Genomic DNA, 14,252 nt, shown 5'->3' with positions numbered 1-14,252 from the left:
GATCTAAGAACTAAGATATGTAAACTGATATTTCTTAGTTCTAATTCTATAATTCTTAGCTCTTAGTTCTTAATTCTTAGCTCTAATCTTTAAGATACTATAGGGATAAGCAGCATTCCGCCGTTTTCAAGGCGCTCGCCGCTGAGCTCGTTCTCCTCCATGATAGCCTCAACGCTGGTGCTGTAGCGCTTGGCGATATCCCAGACGTTCTCATTCTCGATACCGAAATACAGCTTGATAGCGTAATCGCCGTCGCGCTCCTTTTTGGCGGAGTCATCAATAACGATATTTGTCACTGCCTTTATGCTGTCCGAGCTGTACACTGACAGCTTCACGGCAATATCAGCCCTTGCGTTGAGGATTCCCTCTGCGGAGATATCATAGGCGGTCTCCTTTACGCTGACCTCTGCCGAGACATAGGCGCCGCTGATATCATCGGGAAGTCCGATAGTTTCCTCAAAAGCTTCGTCACGGTCAGGCATGACCACCATGCCTGCGTTATCCTTAGCCGCCATTGAATAGGACAGCATACCGCTGATGACTACGGAGCGCCCGTCGTCGCCGATACGGGTATTGATGTTCTTGGGCTCGCTCCACATGGCATAGATAGTCTGGGGCACAGCGTCGCCCTCCGCAAGCCTTGCACTGTGGCGGAAGCTCTCGTCGTATACCAAGGGTATCTGCTCGGCTTTTATCTCCGACATTTCAACATTGCATGGGTAGACTGTTGAAAAGGCGTCCTCAGCTATCATGGCAGTAGCAGTCTTTACCGCACGGCAGCCCAGTCTTATCTCGGTCTCACAGCGGAGTATCCTGTTATTGCCGTCGCCGTCCGCAGCCGCCGTAACATTGCAGCTGACCACCTCGGGCATAACTGCGCACTCAAAGCTGTCGTCGATACCCTCCACGTCGATTATCTGGCTGTAGCTTAGAGAAAAGCTCATATGCTCCACAGCGCCCTCGCTGCCCGAGTAAAGAAGCTCCGTCTGCACCTCGCCCTTGGCAAGGAGCTTTCCCGAGATAAGCTTTATCTCGCAGTCCCCTGCCCTGCACCGACAGCTCAGTACACTGGATATATCGGGCTGTGCAGGTGTGAGCTCCATGTCCTCCTCAATACGGACGTTTTTCACGGCGTTTATCCTCTGCGCCGCAAACTTTACGGGAGCCTTTTTCAGCTGGATATTCATGCCGAATGCGTCGGATATGACCTCCTGCTCCTGCTGTCCCGTCACGTTTATCTTAACGGAGACTGCTCCACGCAGGTCGAGCCTGCGCTTATTCACGGCGCGGTAGTTCACATGGTCGGTCTTGGGTACAAGCCTTACCTCGGCGGAATCCGCCGTCCTGCCAAGCTCCACCGTCCGCGTAAAGCTCCTGTGCTGGTCAACGGACTGCACCGCCGAGCCCTCCTCGCCGCAGTAGAGTATATGTATATCGCACATCAGCTCATAGGTGAGCCTGTCACCGCTTATCGACCAGTCGGTGATAACGGGAGTGGTGTCACAGCGGATAAGCCTGAAAATGTCAGGGCAGTAATCGGGAAGAATGTAATCCATTTCGAGAGCCTGCTCCTGTACGCCGTCGTATATAGTTTCCGCCGCAGGAACGGTCTCTCTGTTGAGTTTTAATTCCATAAGGTCGACCTCCTTGAAGTTTTGCTTTGTGTAATATATATTCACGGGCAAGTACAAGTATTCCTGCATTTTTATTTTTGAAAAAAGGGCTAAAGCTCCCTGATTGTGCAAAATTGATAAAAATCACAAAAAATCTTTCTATAGAGTTGCTTTATTATAAAAAATATGATATAATAGTATCAACAATACAAAAGCAGAGCTTAGCCTGCTTTTATTCTGCCCGAAATATGGGGCAAGAAAGGATAATATATGCTTCACGAGAAATCATGCGGCGCGATTGTCTACAGGAAATACCACGGCAATACGGAAATTCTGCTGATAAAGCATATCAACAGCGGTCACTGGTCCTTCCCAAAGGGACACGTTGAAAAGGGCGAGACCGAGGTCGAGACTGCTCGTCGTGAGATAATGGAAGAAACGTCTATCGACGTGATAATTGATCCGACATTCAGAGAAACTGTGACCTATTCACCGAAAAAAGACACCGTCAAGGTTGTCGTATATTTTCTTGCAAAGGCAAAAAACGTGGATTTTACACCGCAGGCAGGCGAAATAGCCGAGATACGCTGGGTGGACATATCCTACGCAGGCAATATCCTGTCCTATGAAAACGACAGGACTATCGTTGCCAAGGCAAAGACCGCTATCAAAGAGAATCATTAAAAAAGGAGACCTTACGGTCTCCTTTTTTAGTTATTAGTGATTAGTAGGGGCGCACAGTGTGCGCCCGTTAGTAAGCAGAAACGGCGGTCATTGACTGCCTTTGTATTTGCGCATTAAAGCGTAACAGGCAGTCCGTTTATCTCGATAGTGGGATCGTCAATGTCGATAAGGAGACATCTTCTGCCCTCGACTACGCTGGTGCGGACCTTATCAGCCGCGGAGGGCTTGATATTTACGGTTATGCCCGGAGAAGTCAGCACGGTCTTGGTCTCAACAAGATTAGCCGCCGTGAGAGGCGCATTGCCGCAGACCTTTTCGTATACGGGCTCAACCATGTTCACGCGCTCCTCGGGAAGTCCCACATCAACGAGGATATCCTTGAGCCTTGCATTGTCGATAACGACTCTGTCGGTGTCCTCCTTGTTGTCCTCAACGACCTCCTGAATCTTCTCGTTTACGGTCTTGATGAGCATATAGTCAAGGTCATCGCCTACGACGTTCTTGAGTATGCTCTGGAAGCTGTTCTTCTCGCTCTCGGCAGACATAACAAAGGTACAGCCGAGAACGTTCTCAACAACGGAAACATTAGGCGACTTGATATTCTTGGTGTAGTACATAACGTGGTTGATATCGGAGCTCCTGTTGCTGAATACAGGGTAAAGGAAGCCGTCCGACGGTGCCTTGCTGATAATGAGCTCGGTGTTGACCTTTTTGGTTATCTCATTGCCCACGCTGTCGAACACAAAGCCGTCCTTGCTTGTATTTACGGGACAGATAGCCGTGAGGATATAACGGTACATCTCGTCCTCGCCCTCTGCGAACTCGTCGTTCTTGTCCTTTTTGCGGATAGTGTATGTACAGTAAGCTGTAATTACAGCAAAAGGTCCTGTATACGCGATATTATTTGCGATATGGTTGAGGAAGTCCTCACAGGCGGTCTCGTCTTTCAGCTCGGAAGTGAGAAGTGTATAGAGGATATTCTGCGGCTGTCCCTCATCGTAAGCCTCGTTCGGGAACTCGTACTCCACAAAAGCCTTGCCCACATTGGTGTTGAGGACCTTTTTCAGCGTCTCGTCGTATACGTCGTGCTCCTCAACAGGCATGGTGAGACATGAGCTGACATTATGGTAGCGGAGGTTCTTCTCTGCGTCGATAAATGCTGTGAGAACGCGCTCCATAATGAAAAAGCCGCTCTTATCGGAAAAATTCTTCTTTATTTCTGCTGTTTCTTTTTTATTCATTGTGTTTTCCCTTTCCTGTGTAAAATGGAGCTGTGACTAACATCACAGCTCCTTGTGTATTATCATCTAACAGTGATAGTACCGCCTGTCATATGAGTAAAGGCGTATTTCTCAAATGCAAGGTCTACCTCAAGGTCGCGGAACATATCAGATGCATTCTCATCAGACTTATAATAAAATCCCAATTTATACACCGTACCTATCTTGGCATCATCAGGAACTTTAATGAAAAATGTAGCTATATCTCCATCTCCGCCCTTAGTATCCATAAATACAGTCGTAAAAAAGAAGGAACACTGATGCTCTCTGACAAGCTCCTCGTCGAGATTCTCACGCCAGTCCATAGCAATAAAAGCTGAATTACCGGCAACAGCATCGCCAAGCTCATACTTTATACTATTATTTTCTGCATTTTCCAATTGGCATTCCAATACCTCAGGATAGGTAACATGAATACCGCAAGTATTCCATTTGTCCTTAGCACCATTTACCGATACAGTCACCTTGGCGATCTCGCCCGGCTTTGCGTAGGTATCGCTTATTTTAAACTCAGGACCGCTTGTAAGGTCCGGAACGTCCGCATATTTCAGCTTTATGAGCTCAATGCTCTCGGAGACGAACTCGCCATTGGGCGTAGAGTCATTCCCTGCGGCTGAAGTAGTCACGGCAGTTTCTGTGCTTTTATTCGAGGAAAAGGGCTGCTTTTTCTCCATACAGCCCGTAAGACCTGCGGCAGCCATAGCAGCAGCCATAACAGCCGCAGTAAACTTATGCTTCATTTTTTGCTTTCTCCTTTCTGCCCTTAACGACAAGCTCGCCGTCCTTGGCAGATATCTCTATCTTTCCTATCTCGGAAGCCTTTTCGATGATGATATCGGCTACCTTATCCTCAATTTCCTGACGGATAACACGACGGATATCTCTTGCGCCGTAGGGCTTTCCGAAGGACTTCTCGGCAATGAGCTCCAGAGCAGCGTCTGAATAGCTGAGAGTGATGTCCTTCTCTGCAAGAGGCTCCTTCATCTCGTCAAGGTTGAGGGCAGCTATCTTAGCATAGTCCTCCTTGGTGAGGTCCTTGAATACAACTATCTCGTCGATACGGCTGATGAACTCGGGACGCAGGAAATCGCGGAGTCCCTTCATAGCCTTATCCTTGGTTATATCGTTGGCGGTACGGTTGAAGCCCACACCTATGCTCTTGTCTGTAGAACCTGCATTAGATGTCATACAGATTATGGTATTTGCAAAGTTTACGGCTCTTCCGTGGGCGTCGTCCACCTTGCCCTCGTCAAGTATCTGCATAAGGATATTCATAACGTCGGGGTGAGCCTTTTCTATCTCGTCGAAGAGTATTACGGAGTATGGCTTGCGGCGCACCTTTTCGGTGAGCTGTCCTGCCTCCTCATAGCCTACATAGCCGGGAGGCGAGCCTATCATACGTGCAACGGAGTGCTTCTCCATATACTCGGTCATGTCAAGTCTGATAAGCGGATCGGGTGAATCGAAAAGCTCCTCTGAGAGTACCTTTACCAGCTCTGTCTTACCCACGCCTGTAGGTCCTACGAATATGAACGATGCAGGTCTGCGGCGCTTGCTGAGCTGTACTCTTGTGCGCTTGATAGCCTTTGTGAGTACGCCTACAGCCTCATCCTGACCGATAACGCGCTTTTTGAGGGACTCCTCAAGTCTTGCTATCTTCAGGAACTCGTTCTCGGCTATCTTGCTTGCAGGGATACCCGTCCAGCGCTCGATGACCTTGGTAACGTCGGATTCCTCGACATTTACATTGTCAGCCTTTTCTTTCAGCTCCGCCTCTTTTTCACGGGCGTGAATGAGCTTGCCCTTTATCTCGGCAAGAGCCTGATAGTCTATCTCCTCCTGCTCGGATATGGACGTTTCCATATCCTCCATTACCTTTATTTCCTTTTTGAACTTCTCATACTCGCCTATCTCGGGTGAGCGTATAGAAGCGTATGCACAGCTCTCGTCCAGCAGGTCTATAGCCTTATCGGGCAGGAAACGGTCTGTGATGTATCTCTCTGAGAGTACAGCGCATACCCTTACCAGATAGTCGGAGATATGAACTCTGTGGAATTCCTCATAGTATTTCTTGATTCCTACAAGGACATTCACTGTGTCCTCGATAGTTGGCTCGTTTACGGTAACGGGCTGGAAACGGCGCTCCAGCGCTGAGTCCTTTTCGATATACTTGCGGTATTCGCCGAAGGTAGTAGCGCCTATGACCTGTACCTCGCCTCTTGAAAGGGCAGGCTTCAGGATATTTGCGGCGTTCATCGAGCCCTCGGAGTCTCCTGCACCCACGAGATTATGAACCTCGTCGATGAAGAGTATGATATTGCCCTCGCGCTTTACCTCGTCAACGAGTCCCTTTACACGGCTCTCGAACTGTCCGCGGAACTGAGTTCCCGCAACAAGAGCGGTAAGGTCAAGGAGGTATATCTTCTTATCCGCAAGGTTGAAGGGCACATTGCCCTCGTTTATGCGCAGAGCTATGCCCTCTGCGATAGCTGTCTTACCTACACCGGGTTCACCGATAAGACATGGATTGTTCTTTGTACGTCTTGAAAGTATCTGGATAACTCTTGCTATCTCGTCATCTCTGCCGATGATAGCGTCCAGCTTGCCGTCAGCGGCTTTCTGAGAAAGATTGGTGCAGTAGCTTCCGAGGAACTTGGGTTCCTTTGGCTTTTTGTCCTTTTTTCCGAAGATACTGCTCTTTTTGTCCTTGCTGCCCGATGACTTATCATCATCTGAACTGCCGCGCGGACTGCCGAAAAAGCTTCTCGGATCAAATCCGCCCTTGCTTGCGTCGTCACCTGAGCTGTCTCCGTCATTTCCCCCGAACATATTAGTGATAAAATCAGGAAGTACGCCTGAACCGCCCATTTCAAAGCTGTCGCCGTCCAGCATACCCATCATCTGGTCTGAGAGCTGATCCAGCTCCTCGTCGGTTATACCCAGCTTATCCATGTATTCCTTTATCTGAGGGATATTCTGCGATCTTGCACATGAGAGGCAGAGTCCCTCGTTTTTCTTTTCGCTTCCCTGAACAGAGGTGATGAACACCACCGCAGGCCTTTTTTTGCATTTACTGCACATTATCATCAGGCAGTTCCTCCTGTAAGTTATTCAATGATAGTCCACCCCCCAAGGCAGACCTTTCAGGGCTTATCAGAGCCCTGAGATAAACTCATAGAAATACTTGAATGCATAAGTATTTTCTATAGCCTCGTGATTGAAGAACAACATCTTGTCGCTTCCCATCACTACATACAAACGTATCATCAATGCTATGAATATGATGATAGTTACGCTTATCGCGATACCAAGGATACCGCTTATAACAGCTTCTACAAATCCGCCCATAGGACCGTGCTTGCGTCCTGTGTAAATACTTACGGCAACTGTTATTATAGCTCCCACTGCGAAAATGAGGACCATTGCCAAAAGCTTGGTCTGCGTCATATACGGCTTTTTGAGGAAATTATCGGTCAGATACTGCGCCGCAGGACGCTTTGTATCCAGATCGTCAAGAAGTTTCGAGAACTCATACGCCTTTTCGGGGTGCTTTCTCATTTCCTCTGCGGCACATTCAGCAGAATATGCATTCATTCTCTTTGCAACATAATTGCTGATAATAACAGCATAGCTTTCGTGGAGCTTATTGATAAAGAGGCTTTCTTCATCGACTTTCTTATTATTTATATTATTGACGTATTCGTATATTTTCTGTTCGGGCTCTATTTCATCATATAAGGCTTCTCTCAGCTCGTTGTCATCTATTCTGATATTATAGCCGAGATTTTCAAGCTGATTTCCAAGGTCGTCGACAAAGTCCAAAGTTTCCAGAGTAAGATCGAATTTTTTGATATTGCTGCCTTTTTCCGACTGTTCATACATAAGCTCTGCAATAGGACCGCCTGCTGAAAAGGCGATGACGGCAGAAAGAACAAATCCTGTCAAAGCAGCTATTGTTTTGATAAGTCCCTTACGGACTGAAAGGAAAATGCTGACGAGTATCACAGCAACTGCGATAACATCGTAAAACCACCAGAATTGTACACCCATACTAATTGCGCCTGTCAAGAGGACGGCGCAGCCTCCCTTCGAGAATTAGAATATTCACAGTGCAAGGTCAGCTTTCATAGTCTATACGGTCTATTTTATTATAGCCCTTCAGGAAAATATGCTCTTCATTACGAACAAAGCCTGTATAGGAATCGCTTACCTCCGCAATAGAGCGCAGTCCGCCATTGAAGTCATAGGCTTTGATATTTCCCTGACACATTACATATGCAAGGTCCTCGTATATGGCAACATCTACCGAAGGCTCGCTGAGCTCTACGATAAGGGGTTCAGAATCACAACCCGTGAACAATGCCATAACATACTTTCTTCTGTCCTCGTTGTTTACGATGACTGCTGAGTTTCCGTTTTCGCTGGCACCTGCAACAAGCTCGCCGTCATATGAGTAAAACGAGCTTATCTGACCGCTTTTGTCAACATATCCGCAAGCGTCTGCGCCAAAGACGAAAGCTCCGCTGCCGAAGCCGTAAACGTCAAGACCGACAGTATTCAAACCGGGAGAGGTCCAATGCTCTCCTTTTTCGGTGAAGCCAATTTCCTGAACATTTGTAACGAGCTGACCGTTTTCAGCTGAGATATAACTCAGCACGCAGCCTTTGCTTCCGTTTATGAAGCTAAGGTCGCTGACCTTTTCGATACACTGTCTTTTGTATATGCCATTTCCCCTTTTGTCATATACCTCCAGCTCACAGCTGTAGTTCTCCGAAGTGGTGACTACGGCTGTATAGCCTTCGTCGCTGATCCTGACAAACAGGATCTGCTTGTCGGCGAAAGTCTTAGTGTAGAGGACCTTTTCCTCGTCCTCAACGCTGAATTCATTTCCGCCCTGTTCATACAGCAGAGCCTTTCCGCCTGCTGCACGAAGCACCGTATTGGTGTAAGTATGCTGACGGCGCTTCAATAGATTTCCGTCAGTATCATAAAAGTAGGTGTATGTATCGCTGAGTACGATCATCTTCTTGCCTGATGAGACAAGCTGATAATCTCCACCGCCGCTGACCTCTATCGGGAAGTTTCCCTCTGCCAGCTGACCTGTGTTTACAATAGTCCTGTACTGTTCACCTATTCCCCTTAACTTATTATACCACTTGTCACGGGTAAAATAAAGCCCCGTTCCAAGAGCTGCTGCCAGCAGTATCGTCAAAAAACGTTTCAGCCTTTTCCGCCGCCTTTTCCGATTCTTCTGATCGACAATGTCGTCGGCGTCGTACATTTTAGGCACTCTCGGCACCTCCTTATCCTTGTTCCTTTTTATTTATCTTTCAGAAGCTCCTCCTCGCTGTAGAACACGCGGTTCAGATACAGCCCGTGAGCCATTGCAGTTCTGCCTGCTTTAAGGCGGTCTCTTGCCTCAAGGATAGCAGGTATATCATCGGGAGCGATACGCTTCTCGCTGACATCTAAAAGAGTGCCTGCCATTATCCTAATCATATTATACAAAAAACCGTTGCCTTTTACAAGCATTATCACAGAATCTCCACTATTTTCTATTCTGAAGGAATAAATCGTCCTCACAGTGGTTGAAACATTTGTGCAGTCGGCACAAAACGAAGAGAAATCATGTGTTCCCACAAAATACTGAGAAGCTCTTCTTGCAGCCTCTATATCGAATTTTCTCCTGTAATGCAGCATAAGGTCTGCTGCAAAGGGATTTTTCGACTCGCTGCAATGTATCTTATAGACATACTCCTTTCCTTTGCAGTCGAACCGCGCATGGAAATCAAGAGGCACGTCCTCGCAGCTGAGAATGGATATATCGTCGGGAAGCTCGCCGTTTACGCCCCTGCAAAAGCCGAGACAGTTTATTTTGCTGCTGGTTTTTACATTAAAGCAGAACATATTGGCGTGTACTCCCGTATCCGTCCGCGAGCAGCCTGTTATGGTCACAGGCTCGTTGAGCACCTTTGAAAGCTTGGCTTCGAGAGTTTCCTGCACGGTCACGGCATTGCTCTGCCGCTGAAAACCGTGGTACTTAGTGCCTCTGTAGGCTATCATCACTTTCAGATTGCGCATTATCCGCCTCCTTTTCAGCCGTTTCGCTGCCGTCATAGAGCACTACCTCGGAATCCTCAACCCGTCCGATAATATCCATAGGATCGGGGATACCAAGCTGGTCATAGATAGCAGCTCCCTGCCTGTAGGGATTTTCCTCCTGCTCTGCTGCTGCCTGAGCCGCCGCAGCTTCCGCTGCCAGCGCCTGTCGGCGTATCCTGCGTCTGCGGTCACAGATGATACAGAATACGAACAGCACAAAGCTGAGTAAAGATATAGTAACACCCAGAGGGAAGCCCTCGGGAGTATACTTCAGTTCGATATCGTGCCTGCCTGCGGAGACTCTTACGCCCAGCACAGCCTGCAAAAGCTTGAAGGTCTCTGCCTTTTTGCCGTCGATATATACGCTCCAGCCCTTTTCATAGGGTATCGACAGGAACATTATCCCGTCGCGCTTTGCTTCAACAGAGCCCAGTATATCGGTATCCTTGAAGCGCTTTATGCGGAGCTGTTCATCTGCAACAGCACAGTAGGCTTTTTCAAAGGTATCCTGACTCAAAGCGTATACCATTATCTTGAAATTGCCCGACTTATGCTTCTCGTTGGAAATTATCTTAACTGTGGAGCTCTCGCCGCCCTGTCCGTTTCCCATCGGGAAAACTATGGGGTAGCTGTCAATGAGCTTGCCCGAGTCTATGAGGACGTCGCCGCACTTTATCTCAAGCGAGTCGCAGGTGCCGCCCGTACCGTTTGCATAGCCGTAGAGGTAGCTGCCGTCGATACAGTCAAAGGTATAGGTGGCACTGCCTGTAGGCTGGTCGCTGTCATTCTGGAAGGTGTAGTTTCCGTAGCCGTTTTTGGTGATGTCAAGTCCGTCATACTCTGCAAGAGCAACGGGCTGGGCTACGAAAAGCTTTTCCTCAACGCCCGTAGCGCATCTGATAAGCTCGTTCTGGTACTCAAAGGGATTGGCGCCGCTGTTATCCACCATATTGAGGATATTCTCGTCCACCATGAATCCCAGCGACAGCGGATAGCGGTTCTCATAGAGATTCGTTGTGTCCGCAGTCTGTATCTTTTCGAGCACCCATTCCTCGGAATTGAGCTCGCCGTCCTTTTTGATGATGTATTTTATTCCCATAAGGGAATTCACCACGGGAGTTGACGTTCTGTAGTAGTATCTGTTGCCAGCCTCGGAAGCGTAAAGTCCCAAGCGCTTGCACAGGGTGGTAACGGAAACGTTAGCCGACGATGAGAACTGCGACAGACCGCGGTACCCGTAGAGTGCGCTGTCATTGAGAGTGTAGGTCTGGGACATCTCGGTGCGATAGAACAGAGACTTGTCCGTTTTTCTCGTACATTCGAGAAGCTCCTCTACCTCCTCATATCTTGTAGGATAATCGTTATAGCTTGTATTATCAACAGTTTTTGCGCCTATCTGCGCATTGCTTACAAACTCGCTGAATACTGCCGCCGCAAGTGCCAGCGTCATCATGGCGTTGCGCATTTTCGGCGTCTTGAAGGGGAATATCTTCGCCGCTATGAATATGAGCCAGAATGCTCCCGTTATGATAATGGAGCTTCTCAGTGCACCGTCAAACTCGAATTTCTTCCCTGCTGCGTAGTAATTGAGCACGACAACTGCCGCAGGAGCTATGACCATAAGCACAAGCTGATATATCTTTATGCCCCTTGAAAGTATGATGTCGTAGGCTCTGAATGCCGCCGCCGCCAGCACAAAGCTGAATATAAAGGCGAATCGGTATGGTATCTGGTTGGTGAAGTGAAAACCGTGCCAGATAAAGTTGAGGATATTCATATTGCAGCTCACGGCGATTATCGCCAGCATGAGCAGCGATGATATCTTTTCTCTTATCTTTATGCCGAATGAGAAGAGGAATACTCCGAAAAGGAGCACCGCTAACATTCCGCAGGCAAAGTTCGGCAGTCCGTCCACCTTTGTGGGCGCGTCATAGGAGAGAAGATGTGCGAATATCTTTCTCCAATCCTCGTAAAAGGATATATCCCTCGGCATGGTGTTGTTGGCGCTGTAGGTCAGCTTCAGACCGAAGTACGCAGGCAGCAGCATGAAGCCGCCGAGACCTACTCCGATGATAGATGAGCGTATCATCAGCAAAAGCTTTCTGAACCAGTCCTTTATGCCCTTACACTCTATTATGCTCGCAGAAGCAAACATAAATACCGAGAAAATACAGGTGAAATAGCCGATGTAGTAATTAGCCACCAGCGAAAGCATGAGCGCTAAGGTGAAGACCTTCCACTTTCCCTCGCGGCAGAGCGCTACGATACCCAGCATTACCAGCGGGAAAAGCGCCACTGTGTCGAACCACATAACGTTCCAGTAATAGCCCAGAGTATAGCTGCAAAGGGCATACATCACCGAGAACATACATATTGAAAAATCCTTGCGCTTGTAGGTATACCGCAGGAATGTGCTGAAAAACGCTCCTGCGAAGCCTATCTTGCAGCTCAGGATAAATGTCATTGCGTCGCGGACGTGGTCGTCGTCAAAGAATACCGACAGCCAGTTCAGCGGACTTGCTGCATAGTACGAAATAAGGGAAAGGAAATTGGTGCCCAGTCCGTTTTCCCATGAGTAGAAGAACGAACCGCCGTTTATCAGCTTTTCGCGCACTACGCGAAAAAACGGGTAATACTGATGCCACAGGTCAACTACAAGTATCTGTCTGTCTCCGAAGGGGTGTATCCCGTAGCTCCCGAAAGCATACCAGAGTATGCTGAAAGGGATAAGGAATGACAGAATAAAATACAGTATGCCTTTTTCATATAGTATTTCGTAGAATTTTCCCTTTCTGAACCTCTCCCAGCGCATTCGGGAAGAGATCCTTTTTTCTTTTTGTTTCATTTCTAACCTTTCTTGTTTTTATCTGTGATATATTCTCAAAAGCTGTTAATCCAGTATCTTTCCTATAACTATCACTCCTGCAAGGAAAAGAACGGTTATGGCAAGTGCGATATAGTCTCTCGGAGCAGATTTGAGCTGTCTCAGTCTTGTTCTGCCCTCACCGCCGTGATAGCAGCGGCACTCCATAGCTGTGGCAAGCTCGTCCGCACGTCTGAATGCGGATATGAACAGGGGCACAAGTATGGATATGAGGTTCTTTGCTCTCGTCGTGAAGCTTCCTGTGTCTATTTCGGCTCCACGGGCTTTCTGTGCCGACATTATCTTGTCAGTTTCCTCGATGAGCGTTGGTATGAATCTGAGCGCAATGGACATCATCATAGCCAGCTCATGTACGGGAAATTTTATCTTTCTCAGCGGCGAGAGCAGCCGCTCGATAGCGTCTGTAAGTGTTATAGGGGACGTTGTATAGGTCAGCAGGGAGCTTCCCATAATGAGGAGCACTATCCTGATGACCATGAATACGCTGGTATTCAGTCCGTTTTCGGTTATTTTAAGGAATTTCCACTGCCAAATCACCTCTCCCGTACCCATGAGCAGCAGATTCAGCGTTGCTGTTATGAGCAGAAACGGCAAAAGGGGCTTTACGCTCTTCCAGAACATCTTCATGGGTATGCCCGAAAGGAGTATAGCTCCGAAGGTATACACAGCTCCTATAAGGAGACAGATGTAGTGTCCTCCCGAAAAGAGCATGATGATGTAGAGCAGGGTTATTACTATCTTGAATCGGGGATCAAGCCTGTGGATAATGCTGTTCCCCGGGAAGTACTGTCCTATGGTGATATCTCTCAGCATCAGCGTACCTCCCTGTCCTTCAGGTGCTTCAGAAGCAGGTCGCGGGCATAGCCCACTGTGTAGACCTCTTTGCCGAAGTCCAGACCTCTGCGTCTCAGCTCTCCGAAGACCTTTGTTATCTGTGGTACGTCAAGACCGATATCTGATATCTCATCGGCTCTTGCGAAGACATTTACAGTCTCATCGTAGCAGAAGAGCTTAGCCTTGCTCATGACAAGTATCTTGTCCGCAAATGTGGCAATGTCCTCCATGCTGTGAGAAACTATGAGTATTGTATTCTTGGTGCGCTCGTGATAGCGCCTGATGTGGTCGAGTATCTTGTCTCGTCCCGCAGGATCAAGACCTGCGGTGGGCTCGTCCAGTATGAGCACCTTGGGCTCCATAGCCATTACGCCTGCGATAGCAACGCGGCGCTTCTGACCGCCCGAGAGCTCAAAGGGTGAGCGTTCGAGGAGTTCCTCTTTGAGACCGATATCATGGGCTGTCTCATATACGCGGCGCTTTATCTCGGCTTCATCAAGTCCCATATTCTTGGGACCGAAGGCGATGTCCTTGTAGACGGTCTCCTCGAATATCTGATACTCGGGGTACTGGAAAACAAGTCCCACCTTGAAGCGGACGTCACGTATCTTTTCCTTGTCAGCCCAGATGTCCTTGCCCTCAAGGAGCACCTTGCCCGACGTAGGCTTGAGAAGTCCGTTGAAATGCTGTATAAGCGTGGATTTGCCTGATCCTGTGTGCCCCATGACGCCTACCATTTCGCCCTCTTCTATTTTAAGGCTCACATGGTCTACAGCGGTCTTTTCAAAGGGTGTACCCACGCTGTAGGTGTATGTAAGCTCCTGTGTTTCAAGGATAGCCAATTCTATTCTCCTT

Annotated in this window: 11 protein-coding genes; 1 reads left to right on the top strand and 10 read right to left on the bottom strand. The window is 48.2% G+C overall.

Annotated features, from left to right (window positions below):
- Positions 1-89: 89 nt before the first annotated feature.
- Complete coding sequence (locus tag T497_RS0102410) at positions 90-1,634, bottom strand: DUF3794 and LysM peptidoglycan-binding domain-containing protein (RefSeq protein WP_028514251.1); 1,545 nt, start codon at positions 1,632-1,634, stop codon at positions 90-92.
- A gap of 249 nt (positions 1,635-1,883) precedes the next feature.
- On the opposite strand from T497_RS0102410, the gene T497_RS0102405 reads away from it, so the two are divergent.
- The gene (locus T497_RS0102405) at positions 1,884-2,297 is read left to right on the top strand and encodes a bis(5'-nucleosyl)-tetraphosphatase (protein ID WP_028514250.1); all 414 of its coding nucleotides are present in this window, start codon (positions 1,884-1,886) and stop codon (positions 2,295-2,297) included.
- 113 nt (positions 2,298-2,410) lie between these two features.
- Here T497_RS0102405 and T497_RS0102400 read toward each other — a convergent pair whose 3' ends face one another.
- The 9 genes from T497_RS0102400 to T497_RS0102360 all read right to left on the bottom strand — a co-directional run bounded on the left by T497_RS0102400 (position 2,411) and on the right by T497_RS0102360 (position 14,239).
- Complete coding sequence (locus T497_RS0102400; protein WP_028514249.1) at positions 2,411-3,538, bottom strand: DUF4317 domain-containing protein; 1,128 nt, start codon at positions 3,536-3,538, stop codon at positions 2,411-2,413.
- 62 nt (positions 3,539-3,600) lie between these two features.
- Positions 3,601-4,317 (bottom strand): hypothetical protein, encoded by a 717-nt coding sequence (locus T497_RS0102395; RefSeq protein WP_028514248.1) that lies wholly within the window; start codon positions 4,315-4,317, stop codon positions 3,601-3,603.
- Positions 4,307-6,664 (bottom strand): ATP-dependent Clp protease ATP-binding subunit, encoded by a 2,358-nt coding sequence (locus tag T497_RS0102390; RefSeq protein WP_196243004.1) that lies wholly within the window; start codon positions 6,662-6,664, stop codon positions 4,307-4,309. The genes T497_RS0102395 and T497_RS0102390 overlap by 11 nt, the downstream gene beginning before the upstream one ends.
- A 66-nt stretch (positions 6,665-6,730) precedes the next feature.
- Positions 6,731-7,627, bottom strand: a complete 897-nt coding sequence (locus tag T497_RS0102385) for a CvpA family protein (protein ID WP_028514246.1) — start codon at positions 7,625-7,627, stop codon at positions 6,731-6,733.
- 67 nt (positions 7,628-7,694) lie between these two features.
- Positions 7,695-8,858 carry a DUF5711 family protein gene (locus T497_RS0102380; protein ID WP_242839960.1) on the bottom strand — a complete coding sequence of 388 codons (1,164 nt, stop codon included), beginning with the start codon at positions 8,856-8,858 and terminating at the stop codon, positions 7,695-7,697.
- Positions 8,859-8,896: 38 nt separating this feature from the next.
- Positions 8,897-9,658 carry a tRNA pseudouridine(38-40) synthase TruA gene (gene truA / locus T497_RS0102375; RefSeq protein ID WP_028514244.1) on the bottom strand — a complete coding sequence of 254 codons (762 nt, stop codon included), beginning with the start codon at positions 9,656-9,658 and terminating at the stop codon, positions 8,897-8,899.
- The gene (locus tag T497_RS0102370) at positions 9,618-12,524 is read right to left on the bottom strand and encodes a YfhO family protein (RefSeq protein WP_080693269.1); all 2,907 of its coding nucleotides are present in this window, start codon (positions 12,522-12,524) and stop codon (positions 9,618-9,620) included. Before T497_RS0102370 ends, truA begins: the two co-directional genes overlap by 41 nt.
- A 45-nt stretch (positions 12,525-12,569) precedes the next feature.
- Positions 12,570-13,376, bottom strand: coding sequence for an energy-coupling factor transporter transmembrane component T family protein (locus T497_RS0102365; protein ID WP_028514242.1), 807 nt, complete (start codon positions 13,374-13,376; stop codon positions 12,570-12,572).
- A complete protein-coding gene (locus T497_RS0102360) occupies positions 13,376-14,239 on the bottom strand; it encodes an energy-coupling factor transporter ATPase (RefSeq protein WP_028514241.1) in 864 nt (287 codons plus the stop codon). The genes T497_RS0102365 and T497_RS0102360 overlap by 1 nt, the downstream gene beginning before the upstream one ends.
- Positions 14,240-14,252: the final 13 nt, after the last annotated feature.

Source organism: Ruminococcus flavefaciens MA2007 (assembly GCF_000621845.1).
Taxonomy (GTDB): domain Bacteria; phylum Bacillota; class Clostridia; order Oscillospirales; family Ruminococcaceae; genus Ruminococcus; species Ruminococcus flavefaciens_E.
This window is presented reverse-complemented; position numbering and strand designations above follow the sequence as displayed.

Excerpts from the sequence above, each read along its gene's own strand:
- T497_RS0102410 (WP_028514251.1), bottom strand. The coding sequence starts at position 1,634 with ATGGAATTAAAACTCAACAGAGAGACCGTTCCTGCGGCGGAAACTATA.
- T497_RS0102405 (WP_028514250.1), top strand. The coding sequence starts at position 1,884 with ATGCTTCACGAGAAATCATGCGGCGCGATTGTCTACAGGAAATACCAC.
- T497_RS0102400 (WP_028514249.1), bottom strand. The coding sequence starts at position 3,538 with ATGAATAAAAAAGAAACAGCAGAAATAAAGAAGAATTTTTCCGATAAG.
- T497_RS0102395 (WP_028514248.1), bottom strand. The coding sequence starts at position 4,317 with ATGAAGCATAAGTTTACTGCGGCTGTTATGGCTGCTGCTATGGCTGCC.
- T497_RS0102390 (WP_196243004.1), bottom strand. The coding sequence starts at position 6,664 with ATGATAATGTGCAGTAAATGCAAAAAAAGGCCTGCGGTGGTGTTCATC.
- T497_RS0102385 (WP_028514246.1), bottom strand. The coding sequence starts at position 7,627 with ATGGGTGTACAATTCTGGTGGTTTTACGATGTTATCGCAGTTGCTGTG.
- T497_RS0102380 (WP_242839960.1), bottom strand. The coding sequence starts at position 8,858 with ATGTACGACGCCGACGACATTGTCGATCAGAAGAATCGGAAAAGGCGG.
- truA (WP_028514244.1), bottom strand. The coding sequence starts at position 9,658 with ATGCGCAATCTGAAAGTGATGATAGCCTACAGAGGCACTAAGTACCAC.
- T497_RS0102370 (WP_080693269.1), bottom strand. The coding sequence starts at position 12,524 with ATGAAACAAAAAGAAAAAAGGATCTCTTCCCGAATGCGCTGGGAGAGG.
- T497_RS0102365 (WP_028514242.1), bottom strand. The coding sequence starts at position 13,376 with ATGCTGAGAGATATCACCATAGGACAGTACTTCCCGGGGAACAGCATT.